19 protein-coding genes and 1 tRNA gene are annotated in these 19,883 nt (G+C 64.9%); 12 read left to right on the top strand and 8 right to left on the bottom strand.

Going from position 1 to position 19,883, the window contains the following annotated elements; translation table 11 throughout:
- Window positions 1–47: 47 nt before the first annotated feature.
- A tRNA-Gly gene (locus tag G522_RS0104780) sits at window positions 48–121 on the top strand.
- Window positions 122–156: 35 nt separating this feature from the next.
- Here the strand turns inward: G522_RS0104780 and G522_RS0104785 are convergent.
- On the bottom strand, window positions 157–516 hold the full coding sequence (locus tag G522_RS0104785) for a hypothetical protein (protein WP_026790053.1): 360 nt from the start codon (window positions 514–516) through the stop codon (window positions 157–159).
- A 154-nt stretch (window positions 517–670) separates the two neighbouring features.
- Here G522_RS0104785 and G522_RS0104790 point away from each other — a divergent pair, with 154 nt between their 5' ends.
- Complete coding sequence (locus G522_RS0104790) at window positions 671–1,765, top strand: low temperature requirement protein A (RefSeq protein WP_026790054.1); 1,095 nt, start codon at window positions 671–673, stop codon at window positions 1,763–1,765.
- On the opposite strand, the gene G522_RS0104795 is transcribed toward G522_RS0104790, so the two are convergent.
- From G522_RS0104795 to G522_RS0104805, 3 genes are all read right to left on the bottom strand, one after another.
- Entirely contained in the window at window positions 1,762–2,115 is a 354-nt protein-coding gene (locus G522_RS0104795) for a cupin domain-containing protein (protein ID WP_026790055.1), read from the bottom strand. The two genes, G522_RS0104790 and G522_RS0104795, sit on opposite strands and share 4 nt — an antisense overlap.
- Window positions 2,116–2,199: 84 nt before the next feature.
- Window positions 2,200–3,762: an autoinducer-2 kinase gene (lsrK, locus tag G522_RS0104800; RefSeq protein ID WP_026790056.1), complete on the bottom strand. Its 1,563-nt coding sequence runs from the start codon at window positions 3,760–3,762 to the stop codon at window positions 2,200–2,202.
- Window positions 3,759–4,709 (bottom strand): sugar-binding domain-containing protein, encoded by a 951-nt coding sequence (locus tag G522_RS0104805; RefSeq protein ID WP_051228323.1) that lies wholly within the window; start codon window positions 4,707–4,709, stop codon window positions 3,759–3,761. Before G522_RS0104805 ends, lsrK begins: the two co-directional genes overlap by 4 nt.
- 369 nt (window positions 4,710–5,078) lie before the next feature.
- On the opposite strand from G522_RS0104805, the gene lsrF reads away from it, so the two are divergent.
- From lsrF to G522_RS25650, 7 genes are all read left to right on the top strand, one after another.
- Window positions 5,079–5,963, top strand: coding sequence for a 3-hydroxy-5-phosphonooxypentane-2,4-dione thiolase (gene lsrF, locus G522_RS0104810; RefSeq protein WP_026790058.1), 885 nt, complete (start codon window positions 5,079–5,081; stop codon window positions 5,961–5,963).
- 123 nt (window positions 5,964–6,086) lie between these two features.
- Window positions 6,087–7,607: an autoinducer 2 ABC transporter ATP-binding protein LsrA gene (gene lsrA, locus G522_RS0104815; protein WP_026790059.1), complete on the top strand. Its 1,521-nt coding sequence runs from the start codon at window positions 6,087–6,089 to the stop codon at window positions 7,605–7,607.
- Window positions 7,604–8,671 (top strand): autoinducer 2 ABC transporter permease LsrC, encoded by a 1,068-nt coding sequence (gene lsrC, locus G522_RS0104820; RefSeq protein WP_210162885.1) that lies wholly within the window; start codon window positions 7,604–7,606, stop codon window positions 8,669–8,671. Before lsrA ends, lsrC begins: the two co-directional genes overlap by 4 nt.
- On the top strand, window positions 8,668–9,669 hold the full coding sequence (locus G522_RS0104825) for an ABC transporter permease subunit (RefSeq protein WP_026790061.1): 1,002 nt from the start codon (window positions 8,668–8,670) through the stop codon (window positions 9,667–9,669). Before lsrC ends, G522_RS0104825 begins: the two co-directional genes overlap by 4 nt.
- 78 nt (window positions 9,670–9,747) lie before the next feature.
- Entirely contained in the window at window positions 9,748–10,773 is a 1,026-nt protein-coding gene (gene lsrB, locus G522_RS0104830; protein WP_026790062.1) for an autoinducer 2 ABC transporter substrate-binding protein LsrB, read from the top strand.
- Window positions 10,774–10,937: 164 nt separating this feature from the next.
- Window positions 10,938–11,234: a (4S)-4-hydroxy-5-phosphonooxypentane-2,3-dione isomerase gene (gene lsrG / locus G522_RS0104835; RefSeq protein ID WP_026790063.1), complete on the top strand. Its 297-nt coding sequence runs from the start codon at window positions 10,938–10,940 to the stop codon at window positions 11,232–11,234.
- 10 nt (window positions 11,235–11,244) lie between these two features.
- Window positions 11,245–11,982: a ribulose-phosphate 3-epimerase gene (locus G522_RS25650; RefSeq protein WP_051228324.1), complete on the top strand. Its 738-nt coding sequence runs from the start codon at window positions 11,245–11,247 to the stop codon at window positions 11,980–11,982.
- Between the two features lie 76 nt (window positions 11,983–12,058).
- Here the strand turns inward: G522_RS25650 and G522_RS0104845 are convergent, their stop codons facing one another.
- Window positions 12,059–13,159: a quinone-dependent dihydroorotate dehydrogenase gene (locus tag G522_RS0104845; RefSeq protein ID WP_051228325.1), complete on the bottom strand. Its 1,101-nt coding sequence runs from the start codon at window positions 13,157–13,159 to the stop codon at window positions 12,059–12,061.
- Complete coding sequence (locus G522_RS0104850) at window positions 13,156–13,509, bottom strand: DUF952 domain-containing protein (protein ID WP_026790065.1); 354 nt, start codon at window positions 13,507–13,509, stop codon at window positions 13,156–13,158. The genes G522_RS0104845 and G522_RS0104850 overlap by 4 nt, the downstream gene beginning before the upstream one ends.
- 168 nt (window positions 13,510–13,677) lie before the next feature.
- Here G522_RS0104850 and G522_RS0104855 point away from each other — a divergent pair, with 168 nt between their 5' ends.
- Window positions 13,678–14,376: a thermonuclease family protein gene (locus G522_RS0104855; RefSeq protein ID WP_026790066.1), complete on the top strand. Its 699-nt coding sequence runs from the start codon at window positions 13,678–13,680 to the stop codon at window positions 14,374–14,376.
- A 62-nt stretch (window positions 14,377–14,438) separates the two neighbouring features.
- Here the strand turns inward: G522_RS0104855 and G522_RS0104860 are convergent, their stop codons facing one another.
- Together G522_RS0104860 and G522_RS0104865 are read right to left on the bottom strand one after the other, a co-directional pair.
- Window positions 14,439–14,804, bottom strand: coding sequence for a hypothetical protein (locus tag G522_RS0104860; protein WP_026790067.1), 366 nt, complete (start codon window positions 14,802–14,804; stop codon window positions 14,439–14,441).
- Between the two features lie 420 nt (window positions 14,805–15,224).
- The gene (locus G522_RS0104865; protein WP_026790068.1) at window positions 15,225–16,211 is read right to left on the bottom strand and encodes a LacI family DNA-binding transcriptional regulator; all 987 of its coding nucleotides are present in this window, start codon (window positions 16,209–16,211) and stop codon (window positions 15,225–15,227) included.
- A 161-nt stretch (window positions 16,212–16,372) separates the two neighbouring features.
- Here G522_RS0104865 and ptsP point away from each other — a divergent pair, with 161 nt between their 5' ends.
- Together ptsP and pfkB are read left to right on the top strand one after the other, a co-directional pair.
- A complete protein-coding gene (gene ptsP / locus G522_RS0104870) occupies window positions 16,373–18,895 on the top strand; it encodes a phosphoenolpyruvate--protein phosphotransferase (protein WP_210162886.1) in 2,523 nt (840 codons plus the stop codon).
- Window positions 18,892–19,839: a 1-phosphofructokinase gene (pfkB, locus tag G522_RS0104875; protein WP_026790070.1), complete on the top strand. Its 948-nt coding sequence runs from the start codon at window positions 18,892–18,894 to the stop codon at window positions 19,837–19,839. Before ptsP ends, pfkB begins: the two co-directional genes overlap by 4 nt.
- Window positions 19,840–19,883: the final 44 nt, after the last annotated feature.

Raw genomic sequence — 19,883 nt, forward strand, 5'->3', positions numbered from 1 at the left:
CGGCGCCTCTTGACAGCGCCGGGCCGGGCTGCGATCTAGGTCGCGTCGCGGGTGTAGCTCAATGGTAGAGCAGCAGCTTCCCAAGCTGAACACGAGGGTTCGATTCCCTTCACCCGCTCCAGCTTTTGCATGAGCTCCACCATCCATCGCCTGTGATCAGGCGGCCTGCTCGCGGTTGCGCTTGCGGGTTGCGGCGGCCTTCTTGGCAGATGCCGTCCGTTCCTCCTTGGAGCGGGACGCTGCGGCTTTCTTGGCCGATGCCGAGCGATCTTCTCTCGATCGCGATGCCGAAGCAGCGCCACCTCGCCGTCCTCCTTTTTCGGAGGAGACGTGGGTATCCGGTCGGCCGCGTCCCGAGCCGGACTTGTTGCCGCCGCCGCTTTCCTTGTTGACGGTCGCCCAGGCGCGGCGCTCCGCTTCATCGTCGGAAACACCGCGAGACTCGTAACTCTCCTCGATATGCTCGGCCTTGCGCTTCTGCTTATCGGTGTAGGCGGATTTATCTCCACGTGGCATGGATCCTCTCCTTCCTGCGGATGGATTTCGTCTAAACTTCCCCTCGATGAGAAAGTTCCGAGCCGCCGGCATCGGTTGCGCCACGCCTCGAATCGACTACTCTCGCGTCAGTCTCATCGGTCGGCATTTCTCAGTTCTTCAAGGCGGGGGCTAGATGACCTCAGCGGTGCAGGGGACGGACGAACGGCGCGTGGCGACGGTCGAGCTTTTGTTCGACCTTACCTTCGTCTTTGCCATCACCCAGATCACCCATCTCCTGAAGGTGGCGCATACGCCCATCGATATCCTGGGGGCGCTGGCGGTATTGACCTTCCTGTGGTGGATGTACGGCGGCTACGTCTGGCTGGCGAGCCATATCGCCTCGCCACGGGCGCTCATGCTGGTGATGCTGGTGGCCATGGCCGGAACGTTCTTTCTTGCGGTGGGTATTCCTGGCCTGCATGAGCAGAACACGGCCGTTGTCGGCAGCGCAGCCTTGTTCGTTGTTGCCGTGCATTTTGTCGCCTTCGCAACGCTTGGTGGCGTTGCCCGGTCTGCTCTGCGCTTCGGTTTCGTCAACGCCGGGGCTGCTTTGCTCCTAGGCGTGTCGGGCTATCTGCCGCTCTTGGCCGACGGTATTGCCTTGGCTCTGGTGATCGTCGTGCTGGTCGGCATGGCGCTCTTCTATTCCGCGCGCGCCTTCACCCTTTCGCCGGGCCATTTCGTCGAACGGCATGGCCTGCTGCTGCTCATCGTGTTCGGCGAGAGCGTGATCTCAATCGGAGTCTCGCTGTCTGCGGGTAGCGTGGTGACCAGCTTGATCGAGGCGGGGCTCTCGCTGGCCGTCATCACGGCGCTGTGGTTCGCCTATTTCGGCGGAGATGATCGACGTGCCGAGCGGCGGTTTTCCGAGATCGCCCCGGCCGAGCGCGGAAGAGTGGCGCTCGTCTCCTACTGGTTTGCCTTCCTGGTGATGATCGGCGGCGTGCTCAGCCTATCGGTCGCTCTCAAGGAGCATTTCGGACCTGAAGCCGAAGAGGCCAACTTTTCCTTTTGGCTGGCCCTCGGGCTTGCTCTCTACTTTGCGGGCGCTGCCCTGTTCCGGCATGGCCTGAAGCTTGGCGGCAGCCTGCCGCGCCTCGGGGCGGCCATTGCCGGCGGCCTTATTTGGCTTTTGCCGCTGCCGCCGGTAGGTCTGCTCGGCGTCGTGCTGGCCATTGCAGTCGCGGCGCTCGTGACGGATCTTCCGATGCTCCGTGCGACCGGTTAATCCTCAGGCGACCAGGCGATCGGCACGCTGTCCTTGGGATCATAGGGGGCCTTGACGAACACGGCCTTCCACGGCGTGTCGCCGCGATTGACCACATGGTGGCCTTCGCCCGGCTCGCAGCGAAGAAAATCGCCGACGCCGAGCACATGCAGCTCGCCGTCGACATACATGTGCACCTCGCCGGCGATCGTCAGGAAGTTCTCCTCGATATGCTGATGCTTGTGCGTGTTGAAATGTTGGCCCGGCAGCAGCGTCACCACGCCGATATCGATCAGTGGGCCGCGCAGAAGATACTTGGGGCCGTGATCGCCGAAGCGATAGTCGTGTTCGTCTTCTCGGGTTTTGAACATCGTTCCTCTGCCGCTGCCCTCAATGGGCGGCGGTCCTTGCTTGAATTCACGGTTGGGCGCGTGGAAGTCTTCGCCGCGGCGGTACTAAAGACCGGGGGCCTTCCACATCGATCGGGTAATGCCTGTGTCGACGAGACGACGTTGGGCGGCGTAAGCCTCCCGCCAGCGCTCGGTGACTTCACCGTAGAGGGCGTGGCGGCTGGTGTCGGGCTCGTAGCGGCGGCGCCAGCGAAGCACGGCGTCGGCTGCCTCCGGCAGTGAGGCATATTCACCGATGCCGACCCAGGCGGCGAGGCCGGCGGCCAGTGCCGTCGCCTCGGTGACCTCAGGCACTTTCACCGGCAGGCCGGTGACATCGGACAGGATCTGGCCCCACAGCGCCCCCTTGGAGGCGCCGCCGGCAAAGACCAGTTCCGTCAGCGTCACACCCGCGAGATCAGCGGCGAGTCGGAGGTTTTCAGAGGCGACGATGGCCGCGTTCTCCTGAATGGCGCGGAAGATCTGTGGCTTGCCGCAGACGCTGGCATCCAGCGACAGGTTCAAGAGCGAGGGCGCAGCGTGATACCAGGCGCCGCAATTCATCACGTCCGAGAAAATGGGCAGGATGCCATTGGCGCCCGGCGCCACAGCTGCCGATTTCTCTTCGAGAAGGGCGTAGACATCGATGCCCCGCTCGGCGGCGATGCGCTTCTCTTCATCGCAGAAGGCGTCGCGGAACCAGCGTGTGGTCATGCCGACCATGAAGGCGATACCCTCGGCTTGGCTGAGACCCGGCACGACGTGTGGATTGACGCGCACCCGCATGGCCGGATCGGCGGTCGGCCTGGGCATGTTGACCACCTCCTGCCAGAAGGTGCCTCCGAGCACTGCCGCTTCCCCGGCGCGGCCAACGCCGAGACCGAGCGCGCCAAGCTGCACGTCACCGCCGCCGACCACCACCGGCGTTCCCTCGGCAAGGCCGGTGTCAGCGGCCGCGGCCGCTGTCACGCGACCGATGGCCGTGCCCGTTTCATGAACGGGCGGCAGAATGGTCGGGTCGACGCCGGCGCGGCGGGCGATATCGGCGTCCCACGTTCGCGTGTCGAGCGCGAGCAGACCGCTGGTGCCGCCGTTTGACGGATCGCAGGCGATCTCGCCGGAGAGGCGCGCGACGATCCAGTCGGACAGCATGCACATGCGTGCTGTGCGGGCGTGGACCTCAGGCATATGCCGCTCGATCCACTTGAGACGGGGGATGGCGCCGAGCGCGAAGGTCTGGCCGGTGACCGCATAGGCTTCGCGCTCGAAGCCCGGCATGGCGGCCTTCAGCGCGCGCGTCTCGTCGGAGGCGCGCGAGTCGACATTGGCGCAGGCCCAGAGCTCACGTCCGTCCTTGTCCCACAGCACGATGCCTTCGCGCATCGAGGTGGCGCTGACGGCGCGGATGGCCGATGCCGACAGGCCGGCGCTGGCCAGTGCCCGGCGCACGCAGCCGGCGAGCAGCGCCCAGTTGGCGGCGCAGTCGAACTCCATGGAGCCGGGGTAGTGAGGATCGCTGAGATGCGTCCACTCCTCCTGCGCCACCGCGACCTGACGGCCGGCTATGTCGAAGATGACGGCGCGGCCGCTGCCGGTGCCGGCATCAATGGCGAGAACATGGGGGGTCATGCTTGATCTTTCTCGATGATGGCTTGGGCGGTCGGCTCGTCGGTGATGAGCACGTCGATGCGGCCACCACGGGCGGCGGCCCGGATGGCATCGACTTTCTTGGGGCCGCCGGCGGCGGCGATCACCTGAGGAATGGCCGACAGGGCCTCGAAGTCGAGCCCGACCAGCATCTTGTGGAAGGGCAGGTCGAGCGGAACACCGTTCTGGTCGTAGAAGATGCCGATGATGTCGCCGACGGCGCCCTGGCGGCGGAAGATCTCGAACTGCGAGCGGCTGGCGTAGCCGGAGGCGATCAGCGTCGCCTCGTCGGCGACGGCGCCGATACCAACCAGAGCGTAGTTGGCGGTGCGCGCCATGCTCATGACTTCAACGACATGCCGCTCGGCCCGGATCGCCTCGGCAATATTCTCTTGCGACACGACAAGCGGTGCCGGGATGAGATGGACGTTCTGAGACGATCGGCCGGAGGCGACGCCTTCGATGTAGGCCGACACGCCGCCGGTCAGACTGACCAGCGAGATGTCGCGGTAGGAGAGGGTGCGGGCCAGCCGCTGCAGCGTGCCCATCACCGTGGCACCCCAGCCGACCGCCAGCATTTCCTGGTCCTTGAGGCGGCCCATCAGATATTGGCTCGCCGCTTCGGCCAGCCGATCGTTGATATTGCCCGATTCCTGGGCCGGAATGACGCGCGCTTCGTCGAGGCCATAGATTTCCTGCAGCTTGGCTTCCAGGGCAAAACAGCCGCCATAGCTGGAATTGATGTGGACGTGGATAAGCCCCATCTTCCGGCCGCGGTCCAGCATGCGCGACACCTTGATGCGCGACAGGTTCAGCCGCTCGCCGATTTCGCTCTGCGTCAGGCCGTCATGGTAGTAGTGCCAGGCAACGCGGCTTAGCAGCTCTTCCTCGTGCGGCTCGAATGCCAGCTCGTCATTGGCTTCGTTCACGTCACTCACCTTCAATACATTTGCACGGGCAATGCGGCGATCGCGCCGGCGCGGTGTTTTCGTCGATCATATGATCACGATGCGCACATAAGCGCAAGCTATGAAGTTCTTGATCATCATTAAGTCGCATCACATCTCAGGGAGCTAAAGCAGCAAGCACGATAAATCAATGAGTTATTTCGATATTTCTCGAATGCCACAAATGTGCGCTCCGATTCTTTTGGGTCGCGATGTCACTTATGTGCAGAATCTGGGTTGACGCTGAGGGGCCGCCGGCAAATAATCCGGCGTGCAATTGATAAGGCGGTGTTCATTTGAACGTCTGGTACTGCTGATTGCAGACCCCGCTCATCCCCTCTGGAGGACCCCATGGCCGATTTGGACGACGTTAGGGAAGGCAAGGATTTCGGATTGGACAAACCGGTCGAGGTTGAGGCCTTTCCCGTGCGCGGCTCCGTCTCGCTCGACTGGGGCATGCAGGATCGTCTCGCTCGCATCTTCCAGGCCAAAAGCGGCCGCACCGTCATGCTGGCGTTCGACCACGGCTATTTCCAGGGACCGGCTACCGGCCTTGAGCGCCTCGACCTGACCATCCGCCCGCTCGTGCCTTATACCGACGTGTTGATGTGCACCCGTGGCGGTCTGCGTCAGACTATACCTGCCGATAGCCGCAAGCCGGTCGTGCTGCGCTGCTCGGGCGGCATGAGCGTGCTCACGGAACTGTCGCGCGAACTGGTGGCTGTCGACATCGAGGATGCCATCCGTCTCAACGCCTCGGCAATCACCACCAACGTCTACGTCGGTGCTGAATACGAGCACCAGTCGCTGGCCAACCTCGTCAAGCTGATCGACACCGGCAACCGTTACGGCATTCCGACCATGGCAGTGACCGGCGTCGGCAAGGATATGGTGCGCGACGCCCGTTACTTCGGTCTCGCCACCCGCATCTGCGCCGAACTCGGCGCCCATATCGTCAAGTCCTACTATATCGACAAGGGCTTCGAAAAGGTCGTGGCCGGCTGCCCGGTACCGATCGTCATCGCCGGCGGCAAGAAATTGCCGGAGCGCGACGCCCTTGAGATGGCCTGGCGGGCCATCGACCAGGGCGCGGCCGGCGTCGATATGGGCCGCAACATCTTCCAGTCCGATTGTCCGGTGGCGATGATTTCCGCCGTGCGGGCCGTCGTGCATGACGGCGCCAGCGTCAATCAGGCCTACGATATCTATAAGGCCGGCAAGGCCAAGGCCGCCTGAGGCCATCAACGGACCGCGAACCGCTCCGCCGGGCCTCCATGAGATGCCCGACGGACCGCCCGGAGGAGGGCGACGAAACGCAGGCTCGATCTGTGTTTCCAATGATAAGTGGAGACTGTCGACATGGCGGGAACCTCGCCGACCGACCAGCACACGCCGCTGGTCGAAGCCAGGCAAATCTGGAAATTCTTCGGCTCTATCGCCGTGCTGCGCGGTGTCGATCTGACGCTGAGGCCTGGCGAGGTGCACGCACTGCTCGGTGGCAATGGCGCCGGCAAGTCGACGCTGATGAAGATGATTGCCGGCCTGCATCGTCTTGACCGAGGCGAACTCCTGGTGTGCGGCGAGGATGCCTCGGCGATGACGCCGGTGACGGCCCGCCAGGCCGGCATCCACCTGGTGCCGCAGGAGCCGATGCTGTTCCCCAGCCTGTCGGTCGAAGAGAACGTGTTGATGCACGTTCCCGGCAATCGCAAGGAACTGCGTGCCCGCCTCGAGACGATGATCGCCGAGATCGGCGCCGGCATGACGCTGTCGACGCAGGCCGGTCAGCTCGAGGTTGCCGACCAGCAGATGGTCGAGATCCTGCGCGGCCTGATCCGCGACGCTCGTATTCTCATTCTCGACGAACCGACCTCGGCGCTGACGCCGCGCGAAGTGGGCAAGCTGTTCGAGCGTATCCGGGCGCTGACAGCCCAGGGCGTCGGCATCTTCTTCATCTCCCACAAGCTCGGCGAAATCCGCGAGATCGCCGATATCGTCTCCATCCTGCGTGATGGTCAAGTTGTTCTGGCTGGTGCGCCGAAAACATTCAGCGACGCCGAAATCGTTGCGGCAATGACCCATGTCGAAGGCAAGGAGGGCTTTACGCTCGGCCATGCTGCAGCCGCTCCAGCGGAACGCGGGCCTGAACGGCTGCGCGTCGAGGGGCTGGCCGGCGAAGGGTTTGCCGACGTCACCTTCTCGCTGCACGCCGGCGAGATCCTGGGCCTTGCCGGTGTGGTTGGCTCGGGCCGCACCGAGCTCGCCGAAACCATCTACGGCATTCGCCCCGCCGCGCGTGGCCGTATCCTGGTCGAGGGCAAGCCGCTCTCCAGCCACGGTCCGCGCGACAGCCTCGACGCCGGCGTCGTTTACCTGCCCGAGGACCGGCAGGTGTCCGGTCTGTTCGTCAATGCGCCCCTGGTTTGGAACGCCTCGGCATTGGTGCTGCATCGTGGCCGGGAATGGCTGCCGCTCGCCCAGGAGCGGGCCGATTTCTCCGAACAGATCAAGCTGCTGGGCATCGTCTGCGCCAGCGGTGACCAGCCGGTGCGCACGCTGTCGGGCGGCAACCAGCAGAAGGTGCTGCTCGCCAAGTGCCTCGCCGCCGGTCCTCGCGTCCTCATCCTTGATGAGCCGACCCGTGGTGTCGACGTGGCGGTCCGCGCCGACATCTATCGGCTGATCGACAGGCTGGCCGGCGAAGGCCTCGCCATCCTCTTGATTTCCTCCGACCATGAAGAGGTCGAACGCCTCAGCCATCGCGTGCTGGTGATGAACCACGGTTATCCGGGCGGCATGCTCGAAGGCTCCGATATCACCATCAACGCCATTGCCCGTCTCTCCTTCGGGGTCGGCGCCAACCTGGACGCTGCGCAATGATTATCCGCTTCCTGCAGCGCCACCGTGAAGCTTCGGTCGCGCTGATCATCGTCTTCCTGTTCGCGATCCTCGGCCTCGTCGATCGCAGCTATCTGTCCTTCGACACCGTGCTGCTCGTCTACGGCAACAGCCTGATCCTTTTCGTGCTGGCCATCGGCGCCACCATGGTGATGGCAACGCACGGCCTCGACGTTTCCGTCGGCTCCATCATGGGCCTGGCGGCGGTGGTTGCCGGCCTGTTGATGAACGCCGGCTGGGGTATTCCTGCCTCCATTGGTGTCGCGCTGCTTATTGGTCTGCTCTGCGGTCTCTTCAACGGCGCTCTTGTGTCGTTGCTGAATGTCTCGGCCATCGTCGCCACCCTGGGAACCCTCGGCCTCTATCGCGGCCTTGTGCATCTCCTCTCGGGCGGTGCCTGGATCGAAGGCCTGCCGGAAAATTTCAAGGCTCTGACCAAGGCCGGATCGCTCGGCCTGTCACCGGTCGCCTGGCTGGTGCTGGTTCTGCTGATCGTTGCCCATCTTTGCCTGCGCTACACGGCTTTCGGCCGCGCGATGTTCGCCGTCGGTGACAATCGGGAGGGCGCCCGACTGATCGGTATCCGCGTCAACGAAGTTCAGATCGCCGCCTACGGTCTCAACGGACTTCTATCGGCCCTGGCCGGCGTCATCTTCGCCTCGCAGATCGGCTTCATCCCCAACACCGCCGGTACCGGCATGGAAATGCGCGCCATCGCTTCGAGCGTGCTCGGTGGTGTCAGCCTTCTGGGTGGTACAGGCACGGTACTCGGTGCGGCCCTCGGCGCCTACTTCATGACCTCGATCGACAGCATCCTCGTGCTGCTGCGCCTCGAGGCCTACTGGAACGACATCATCGCCGGCGCCATCCTGCTGGTGGTGCTGATCACCGACGGCAAGATACGTGAGGCCGTCGATCACCACCTTCGCTACCAGAAATATCGCAAGTTCATCGATCCGCAGGCGGCTGGTCAGCACGCCGACGCCGCCAAGGCCGCCGCCCGGCCGCTCAACACGACGCTCGAGACCTCGGAGGCGCGCAAATGAGACTCCATCCTGCCCTCAAGCGTTGGGAAAGCGTGCTCGCGCTGCTCCTTATCGCCGAGATCCTGCTGTTCGGTGCCATCAACCCGGTGTTCCTGCAGCCATCCATGCTGCTCTACGCCACCTCCGACTTCATTCACATCGGCATCACGGCTCTGGCGCTGACGCTGGTCATCATCACCGGTGGTATCGATCTGTCGCTCGGCTCGGTGATGGGCCTGTCAGCGATCACCCTGGGCATACTCTGGGTGGACGGCGTCGATATCTGGGGGGCGGCTGTGGCTGCTCTGGCAGTCGGCACGCTTGGCGGCGTCTTCAATGCCGTCGCCATTCATCTCTCCAAGGTCAACCCACTGGTCATCACGCTCGGCACTGGCTTCCTCTACGGTGGCGCGGCACTGGTGCTGTCGGGTCTCGCCGGAGCGACAGGCTACGAGGGTATCAGCAATTTCGACCCGGCCTTCGTCAATCTCGCCAATCTCCAGGTCGTCGGCCTGCCGCTGCCCTTCGCCCTGTTCCTGGCGCTGACCGTCGGCTTCATGGCGCTGCTGCACCGCACCCGCTTCGGCCGTTACGTCTACCTGATCGGCCAGAACCCGCGCGCTGCCGCCTATGCTGGCACGCCGGTGTTCCGCACCCTGGTGGTCGCCTATGCCCTGACCAGCCTGATGGCGGCGCTGTCCGGCCTGATCCTCGCCTCCTATTTCGGCTCGGCCCGTTCCGACTTCGGCACGACGGCACTGATGCCGGCGATCACTGCCGTGGTGCTTGGCGGCACGTCGATCTACGGCGGCTCGGGCACCATTCTCGGCACGGCACTGGCTGCGCTGCTGGTCGGCTATCTGCAGACCGGTCTTCAGCTCGTCGGTGTGTCGAGCCACGTTTCGAGCGCCCTGTCGGGCGGCCTGCTGGTCATCGTGGTTGCCTTGCGCAGCCTCTCGGAAATGGGACGCGTCTGGTTCCAGCACAGGCGTGTTTTGAGAAACGTTGCCGCCGAATGACGGTCTGACGTTTGTGGAGGAAGGGCCCAAAACGCGGGGTTTTCAGCCTCGGGGCCACGCTTGGAAGGAGAGCAACAAATGAAGTTTGGTACCGTTTCCCTCGCGCTTGCCGTGGCCGCTGCTGCGTCCTGTGCTGGCCCGTCGATCGCCGCTGATAGCGCCCGCATCGCCTTCATTCCGAAGTTGGTCGGCGTCGGCTTCTTCACCTCCGGCGGCAAGGGCGCCGTCGAAGCCGGCAAGAAGCTCGGCGTGGAAGTGACCTATGACGGCCCGACCGAGCCGTCGGTGTCCGGCCAGGTGCAGTATATCAACACCTTCGCCAACCAGGGCTTCAACGCCATCGTCGTCTCCGCCGTGTCGCCTGACGGTCTCTGCCCGGCGCTGAAGCGCGCCATGGCCCGCGGCATCAAGGTCCTGACCTGGGATAGCGACGTCAATCCCGAATGCCGCAGCTACTATATCGACCAGGGCACGCCGGCTCAGCTCGGCAAGCTGCTTGTCGACATGGCGTCCGAGCAGCATCCGGCCGAAAAAGCCAAGGTCGCCTTCTTCTATTCCAGCCCGACGGTGACCGACCAGAACCAGTGGGTCGAGCAGGCCAAGGCGATCATCGCCAAGGACAAGCCGGGTTGGGAAGTGGTCACCACCCAGTATGGCTACAACGATGCCCAGAAGTCGCTGCAGACGGGCGAAAGCATCCTGAAGGCCTATAAGGACGTCGACATCATCATCGCTCCCGACGCCAACGCGCTTCCGGCCGCCGCCCAGGCTGCCGAAAACGTCGGCCGCGCCGGCCAGGTGACCATTGTCGGTTTCTCGACGCCGAACGTGATGCGCCCCTACGTCAAGCGCGACACCGTCAAGGCCTTCGGTCTCTGGGACGTCACCAAGCAGGGTGCCATCTCCATCTACGTCGCCGATCACCTCATCAAGAACGGCGCCATGAAGGTCGGCGACAAGCTGGACATTCCTGAAGTCGGCACCGTCGAAGTCAGCCCGAACAGCGTCCAGGGCTACAAGTACGAGGCTGACGGCAACGGCATCATCCTGCTGCCGGAGCGTCAGGTGTTCACCAAGGACAACATCGACAAGTTCGACTTCTGATCGAATTTCCTTCAGCTCTGCGGAACGGCGGTCCCTCCCGTCTGCCGTCCGCTCCTCCCCCGTCGGCTCCCCCCATTTGGCCGATCGGGATTCCGGAGAGCCGGCCGTCCTCCACCGGCGGCCGGCCATCCTTTTACTACCCTGACAATCTGGAGGTTTCGGCCATGCACGTCACGCTCGTTGAGATCAACGTCAAGCCCGACCGCGTCGACGATTTCCTGCGCGTCTTCGGCGCCAACCGCGAGGGTACCATTGCCGAGCCCGGCTGCCGGCGGTTTGACGTGCTGCAGGATCCCAATGAACCGACCCGCTTCACCATCTACGAGGCCTTCGTCGACGAGGCGGCCGTGAAGTTTCACAAGACGACCCCGCATTACCTCAAGGTGAAGGCCGAGCTCGAAGACATCATGACTGGTCCACGCAGCCACAAGGTGTTCGTCGGCATTCTGCCGCGCGCCTGACGAGGCCGCTATGTTCCCCTCAACGGATGATCTTGCGACGCGCGATGCCCTGAAGGCGTTCCTGCGTCGCGCCGCGCCGTCGCTCAGCGTCGGCCTTCTCGCCGCTGATGCCATGGCGTATGGCGCCGCCATTGCCGAACTGGAAGCAGCCGGCAACGCCCTTCTGCATTTCGACGTAATGGACGGCGTCTTCTGCCCCGGCTTCACCGCCGGCCCGCCGCTTGTCGCGGCATCGAAGACCAAGATGCTGAAGGACGTCCATCTGATGGTGGCCGATCCGCTCAGCGTCATTCCGGCCGTGTTGAAGGCCGGCGCCGACATCGTGCACGTTCATCCCGAAGGATTGGTTCATTTCCACCGAGCGCTCGCGCTGCTGGATGTCGATGTGGCGAGCCATCCGGGTCGGCGCGTGTTGCGAGCGGTGGCACTCAATCCGGCGACGCCGGTGGATGTCGTGGTGCCTGTCCTGCACGCGATCGACATGGTGACATTGCTCGCGGTCGATCCCGGCTGGAGCGGCGGCGCACCCGATGCGGCGCTTGGCTGCAAGATCGAGCGGCTGAGGCAGCTTGCCGCGGACGCTGGTGCGGATCCGCTGATAGCCATCGATGGTGGGATCACGGAGGCGACGATCGGCGTCGCCGCCAGCTTCCGACCGGATATGATCGTCAGTGGCAGCGCCGTCTTCAAGGGTGGTGCCAGCATCGCCGACAATCTGAACGGATTGCGCCGAGCCGCCGGCGTTTAGTCCCGGACGGGTATGGCGATCGGCTGATTTCGAGCAAGCCCGCCGCAATTGACGGTGGGCTGATCGCTGCTTGATCTTACAGCGGAATGGGCCGGCTCGCCCAGGCTCGGCTGTCCGAACCGGCCAGCGCCCGTGCCGAACCGATGCCGCTTTTCTCGATACGCGCCAACAGGTCGTGGGTGATGGCGTTGACGGCGTTGCCGCCGCCATAGATGAAGGCGGTGTAGACCTGCACCAGATTGGCGCCGGCGGCGATCTTCATATAGGCGTCCTCGCCGGTCATCACACCGCCGACGCCGATGATCGGCAGAGCGCGACCGACCCGCTCGCGCATCTTGGCGAGCACGATAGTGGAGCGCTCGAACAGCGGCCTGCCCGAAAGGCCGCCGGGCTCCGCCGCCGTCGGGCCGAATACGCCGCTGCGTGACAGAGTCGTATTAGACACAACGAGACCATCGGCACCGCGTGCCCCGATCACAGCCGCGATGTCGTCAAGCGCCGCTTCGTCGAGGTCGGGCGCGATCTTGACCAGCACCGGCGTCCGGCGACCGATGGCGGCCGTCGCTTCGTCGCGCGCCTCGATAACGCGCGCCACCAGATCGGACAGGGCGGCGCTCGCCTGCAGGTCACGCAGGCCGGGCGTATTGGGCGAGGAAATGTTGACGGTAAAGTAGGAGGCAAGACCGGCGAAAGCCTTGATGCCTTTCACGTAATCGTCAGTGCGATCGGTGCTGTCCTTGTTGGCGCCAACGTTGACGCCGATGACACCCGGGCGGCCATTGCGCCGTTCCAGCTGCTTCAGCGCATGGGTATGGCCTTTGCCGTTGAAGCCGCAGCGGTTGATCACCGCACCCGCTTCGGGCAGGCGAAAGATGCGCGGCTTGGGATTGCCCGGCTGCGGTCGCGGTGTCACCGTGCCGACTTCCACATGGGAAAAACCCTGCTTCAGCAGCGCGTCGGCGATTTCGGCGTCCTTGTCGAAGCCGGCGGCGAGTCCGATCGGATGATCGAGCCGCATGTCGAAGAAATCGACGACAAGGCGATCATCCACCACCTTGGGCAGGCCCGGCGCCAGGTTGAAGCGCATGGCGGAAACGGCGAACGTATGGGCAAGTTCCGGATCAAGACGCCGGAGCATGGCGGCGCTGAACGAACCGATCAGTTCGGAAAGGGTCATCGGCCGGTCTCCAGATCGGGGAATTGATGCCCGCCGTCCGGCCCGAGCGGCAGCGGTACGACGAAGTCCACCGCCGAGAATTCCAGCGGCGCGTAGAGATGCGGAAAGAGGTCGCCACCGCGCGAGGCTTCCCACTTCAGCGCTTCGCCCACAGCTGCCGTGTCGACGCCGATCAGCAGAAGGTCGTTTTGATCAGCGAAGTAGAGGCGCGCCGTCTCTTTGACCTGCGCTGCTGATGACAGGTGGATGAAGCCGTCCTCGAAGTCGATCGATGCGCCGGCAAACACGCCCGTCGCCTCGGCGGCTTCCCACAGCGCGCGTGGCGCGATCTTGTAGACGAGACGATCCATGGGCCAACTCCGAAAGGCTGCGGCCTTCCTCTAGAACATCCAATTGCCCGATACCACCCCGCTCCAATCAAATCCTCGCACAGGGCTGCTATCGCTGGTAAGCGGCTTGCTCCTATAGCGAGAATGCAGCATTTTTCAGCGCACGCGCTCCAGCAAGGGAACTCCGCGATGGCTCGACGGCAATGGCGGTACGGCTTTCTGACGCGCAGCGTTGCGCCCTTCATCGTCGGCACGGCTTTGACCGCTGCCGCATTGCTTTGGTTTTGGGGCGACGCGGAGCGCGAGGATTTGACCGTTGCTCGACCGACCATACTCGATTTCGGTCGGCCACCATCGCCGCTGGTACCGAAGAAGCTGCTGACCGCCGACGCCCCGCCCCCACTCCAAACAGCCAATTCCCCAAAGATCGCACAGGCGGCGGAACTTCCGCTCGCCCCACCGCCTGCCAGCTTCGAGGCCCTCTTCTCGCGTGTCACGGTGCTCGATGCCACCCGCTTCCGGACCATCCGCGACCGTGAAACTCTGGTCATCCATCTTGCAGGCATCAATGGCGCCGCCTTCTCAGATGCTTGCGAAGGACCGGTCGGCCGTTGGAACTGTGGCGCCCGAGCGCGTGCCGATCTCGCCCGGCTGATCGGGCCGCGTGCCATCGGCTGCATCAACATCGCGGCGAAAGAGGACGACGGCGAAAGCCGCGCCGACTGCTGGGTCGGCAATCGCAATCTTTCGGTCTTCATGGTGAGCCGGGGATGGGCCGAGCCGATAGACCCCGCCGACCCGTTGCTGGCGCCCTATGCAGCCAAGGCCAAGACGGAGAAGCTTGGCCGCTATGGCGACGGCAGTTTGCAGCCGCCGGACCCCACCTGATACGAAAAGGCCGCCCGGTAGGGCGGCCTTGGTCATCTGTGACGATGGGGATCGGCTTGGGATCAGTTGCCAATCACTTCGCTGTTGTCGGCGTAGGGAATGAAGCGCTGCTGGGCGACCTGAGCGCCGGCGCCGGACAGGACCGTCTTGGCGACGAAGGCTGACTGGCCATCGGCCGCGCCCGGATCGTATTCGACGACGCCCTGCGGCGCGACGCCATGGGTGCCGATCACCACGCTGTCGGCGACGGAGGCGTAACGCTGGGCGTCGGCCTTGGCCGCGGCGGCATTGGCTCCATTCACCTGGGCAGGCGCCGAGACGAAGGTCGGGGCGGCATTGCCGGCACCCGGATCGAAGGAAGCTGCGGCGTTGGCAAGGGCGGGGGCCAGGATGAGGGAGAAGGCGGCGGCGATGAGGAACTTGTTCATGGTGATAACTCCGGTCTTCAATTGGTGTTTTGGGTCTTTGGTTTTTGTCGGGAGGCAGCGAGGACACCTTGTCGGGGGAGGTCTTGTTCGCTGCCGATGACCCGAAGATGTTCTTTGATCGATCACAGCGAAACCGGCCCTCGCTGACGAGTGCGAGGGGGAAAGTTGACCGCTGGATCGCGAAAGCGTGTGCGGGAAGTTGAATGGTTTCCGCACGGTCCGGAAAAAGCCCGGTATGCTCCGGTGAACCGGCGGACGGGCGTTCACGGGCGTATGGACCGCGACCTGCAGGCCGATCACGAAAGGCCTATTGTTCCGGGCAAAATTTTCCGGGCAAGCCTGCAATATTCGGCTCGGCCACCTTGCGAAGACGGCCGCAGGCGGGCGTTGGCCGTCGGCGATCGGTCTTTTCTGGCCGTGTCAGCCGGGTCGCTTGCTTGAGTTGCGCTCGATCAGTTTGCCCGAGAGCATGACGACGCGCGGCGCCATCTCCGGCGTTTCTATACGCTCGAACAGGAGGCGCATCGCCGAATGGCCGATATCGGCCACCGGCTGCTCGATCACCGTGATGCCGGAGCCGATGAGGCCGGTCCAGATCTCGTTGTCGAAGCCGGCGATGGCGATATCGTCAGGCGCCTGAAGGCCCAGCTCCTGCATAGCCTGGGCGACACCCAGCAGGATGAGGCCGTTGGAGGCGATCAGCGCCTCCGGGCGGTCCTTGCGCGACAGGATTTGCCGCGCCGCCACGGTAGCGGCGTCGGCGTTGGGGGCCACGAAGTCGGCGCGCGGCGTCAGGGCACGGTCGTTCATCGCCTCGGTGTAGCCACTGAAGCGATCGCGGGCGGTGGACGAGGTGTTGCCGAACAGCCCCTCGATGGACTTGAAGCCACGGGAATGGAGGTGTTCGACCAGCGTGGCGGAGGCCTGGCGATTATCGAGGATCACCGAGTCGTGCTTGCCGGCCGGGCCGTGGCGGTCGACCAGCACCACCGGGAAATCGAAGTTGAGTCGGTCGAGCTGCGCGGCCGTCTCGCGCGTCGGCGCGTAGATGACGCCGGTCACCCGCTCCTCCTGCATCAGGCGCAGATACATGGTCTCGCGGGTGGGATTCTCATCGGTGTTGCACAGCACGACCCGCATGTTGGCCTTGTAGGCGGCGTCTTCCACAGCGCGACTCAGCGTCGTGAAGAAGGGATTGCGGATATCGGGAACGATCAGGCCGATGGTGTTGGAATGCTGCGAGCGCAGCCGACGCGCCGAGAGGTTGGGGCGGTAACCCGTTAGCCGGATTGCGGTTTCCACCCGCTCGCGCAGCTCTGGCTTGACATGGCGGTTGGCGAGAACACGCGAAACCGTTGCCGGCGAAACGCCCGCGGCGATAGCTACATCCTTGATGCCAACGCTCATAGCTAAAATCGTTCTCCGTTTACGGCGAAACCAATCACGTCTAAAGACGGCCTTCAATACGGGTTTTTTCAGCATTCCTCGGAAAGCTGGCTCATGTTATCTGCGTGAATAGAGCTGAAAAGGTTTTCAGTTTTCTGATGCGCGGAGGAGAGGGAAGTTTCATGTTGAGCAGCACAAAGCCACTTCTCGCACCAGAGCTGACGCGCATCAAGGCGGCGCCGGCCTCCAAGGAAGCCGCCATCCGCGAGGCGTGCGGCCTGCTGGCTGCCGGCGGCTATATCGATCCGGCCTATGCCGACAGCATGCTGCGCCGCGAGACGGTGGCCGAAACCTATCTGGGGCATGGGGTTGCCATTCCTCACGGCATGAACGCCGATCGCGGCCTGATCAAGCACAACGGCCTCGCCATCCTGCAGGTTCCCGGCGGCGTGACCTGGAACGAAGGCCAGACCGTCAAGCTGGTGGTGGCGATTGCCGCCCAGTCGGACGACCATATTTCCGTGCTGCGCCGGCTGACGCGGCTGTTCCAGGACGAGGCGGCGCTCGAGGCGCTATTCGAGGTCGACGACCCGCGGGCTATCATCGCCGCGCTGGACGAAACGGCCGCCGCGGCATTAGCCGCCGATGCCGCGATACCGGCCGATCTCGCGCTGAAGGTCGAGTGGACGGTCGACTATCCCAACGGCCTGCACGCCCGCCCGGCCAGCCGCTGGGTCGATGCGGCCAAGGCCACCGGAGCACGTCTGCAGGTGCGACGTGGCGCGGATGCCGCCGACCCGACGCGGCTGGTTTCCCTGCTGCAATTGGGCCTTCGCGCCGGTGAAACGCTGACGATTTCCGCCGAGGGCGACAACGCCGCCGTCGCTCTGTCTGCCTTCGTGCAGGTGATCGAGCGACTGTCGGCCGAAGAGAAGGCGGATGCCGCCAAGGCGCCGGCCCCCGTCGGCCGCAAGGGCTGGGTGCCGGTCACCAATCTGAAAACGTTTTCTGGCGTTGCCGCGGCGCCGGGCGTGGTCGTTGCCCCAGTACACGTGCTGAAGAGCGCGACCGTCGAGGTCGCCGATACGCCGATGGGTCTTGTCGAGGCCTCTACCGCGCTCGATCAGGCCATTGAAGCGACGATTGGTGAACTCAAGACCGTCGCCACGGAGGCCGCCGCGAAGGTGGGGCCGTCGGAAGCGGCGATCTTCGAGGCGCATGCCGAGTTGCTCAACGATCCGGAAATCCTGACGAAAGCCTCCCTGCTGGTGGTCGGTGGCCATGGCCCCGCCTGGTCTTGGCGTGCCGCCGTCGAAGAGGTGGCGGGGTCGCTCGAAAGCAATGCCAATCCCTTGCTGGCCGCCCGCGCCTCCGACGTGCGCGACGTTGGCCGCCGCGTGCTCTCCAAGCTGGCACCCGAGGTGGCGAGCGGTTCGGGGATCGTGCTGCCGTCCACCCCGTCGATCCTGGTCGCCGCCGACCTCACCCCGTCGGACACCATCGGCCTCGACACCACGCTGATCGCCGGTCTGGCGACCGCGCAGGGCGGGCCGACCTCGCACACCGCCATCCTCGCCCGCACGCTCGGCCTGCCGGCCGTGGTGGCGCTGGGCGCAGGTCTTCTGGAAACCAAGGCGGGAACGACCGCCATTCTCGACGGCGCCGCCGGCCGGCTCTATCTCGACCCGAGCGAAGCGGATCTCACCTCGGCGCGCGCCTTCATCGAGGCCGGTGTGCGGCGCGCTGCCTCGGAAGCGGAAGGGCGGGCGCTTGCCGCCACCACCACCGACGGCCGAACCATCGAGATCGGCGCCAACATCAACAAGCCCGCCGATGTCGCCGGTGCCATCGACCAGGGCGCCGAGGGCGTCGGTCTGATGCGCACCGAATTCCTGTTCCTCGATGGCGGCCACACGCCGAGCGAGGAGGAGCAGTTCTCCACTTATAGCGCCATGGTCGAAAACCTCGGGGGACGGCCGCTGATCGTGCGCACGCTGGATATCGGCGGCGACAAGCAGGCGCCGCATCTGAAGCTGCCGCGCGAGGACAACCCGTTCCTCGGCGTGCGCGGCACCCGTCTGACCCTGCGCCGTCCCGACCTGATGCGGCCGCAGCTCAGCGCCCTCTACCGCGTCGCCAAGACCGGCGCCAACCTCAAGATCATGTTGCCGATGATCACCTCGCTCGACGAGATCCTGGCCGTCCGCAAGGTGGCCGAGGAGATCCGGGCCGAGGTCGGCGCGCCCGCCGTGCCGCTCGGCATCATGGTCGAGGTGCCGTCGACGGCGGTAATGGCCGACGTCTATGCCGAGTATGTCGATTTCTTCTCGATCGGCACCAACGACCTCACACAATACACGCTGGCGATCGACCGGCAGCATCCCGAACTGGCGGCCGAGGCCGACAGTCTGCACCCGGCCGTGCTGCGCCTGATCAAGACCACCGTCGAAGGCGCGGCGGTGCACGGGCGCTGGGTTGGCGTCTGCGGCGGCATTGCCGGCGATCCCTTCGGCGCTTCGGTGCTGGCCGGCCTCGGCGTCGACGAGCTGTCGATGACCGTGCGCGACATCCCCGCCGTCAAGGTGCGTCTGCGCACCGCCTCGATGGCCGATCTCAAGGCGCTGGCCGACAAGGCGGTCGCCGCGCGCACGGCCAGCGAGGTCCGGGCGCTCGATGTCGCCATCGGCCAGGGAGATGCGGCATGAAGCCGATCGTGACCATCACCCTCAACCCGGCGGTCGACCTGACGATCGAGGTCAATGGTCTCGTTCAGAGCGGCGTCAACCGCGCCGAGCGGGCGCAGGTCAACGCTGGGGGCAAGGGCGTCAACGTCGCCGCCTGCGCCGCCGATTGGGGCGGACAGGTGACGGTGACCGGCGTTCTCGGGCGTGGCAACGACGGCGCCTTCGTCGAGCTATTCGCGGTGAAGGGCATCACCGATCGCTTCGTCCGCGTCAGCGGCGACACACGCACCAACATCAAGATCGCCGACACCGCCTCCGGCGAGACCACCGATCTCAACACGCCCGGCCTGACGGTCGACGCCGAGCATCTTGACCGGGTCGCCGCCGCCGCGCTCGAAGCCGCCAAGGCCGGGGCCATCGTGGTGGTCGGCGGATCGCTGCCGGCCAGTCTTGCCGCCGACGCGCTGGTGTCGCTGGTCGCCGGCCTCAATGCCGCCGGTGCCAAGGTGGTGGCCGACACGTCGGGCGCGCCGCTCAAGGCGCTGCTCACCGCCACGGGCAAGTCGCTGCCCTTCGCGGTGAAGCCCAATCGGCACGAGCTCGAGGAACTGGTCGGCCGGCCGCTGCCGGATATCGAGGTGCTGATCGGCGCCGCTCGGGACATCGTCGGTCGCGGCGTGCGGCTGGTCGTCGTCTCCTGCGGCGAGGAAGGCGCGCTGTTCGTCACCGAGGGCGAGACGCTTACCGCCCGCCTGCCGGTGGTCGAGGCCCTCAGCACCGTCGGCGCCGGTGACGCCATGGTGGCCGGTATTGCCACCGCGCTCGCCGAGGACAAGCCGCTCGAAGCGATGGCGCGACAGGCAGTGGCCTTTGCCGCCGCCAAGCTCAAGCGGGTTGGACCCCATCTGCCGGAGCGCGCCGTCGTCGAAGCGCTGGCCGCACGGGCGGAGATCATCCGCCTCTGACGCCCTGATTTTCTGAATATCCCTGAATTCTCGCCGGGGCTGTG

The sequence above is a fragment of the Pleomorphomonas oryzae DSM 16300 genome (assembly GCF_000422965.1).
Classification (GTDB): domain Bacteria; phylum Pseudomonadota; class Alphaproteobacteria; order Rhizobiales; family Pleomorphomonadaceae; genus Pleomorphomonas; species Pleomorphomonas oryzae.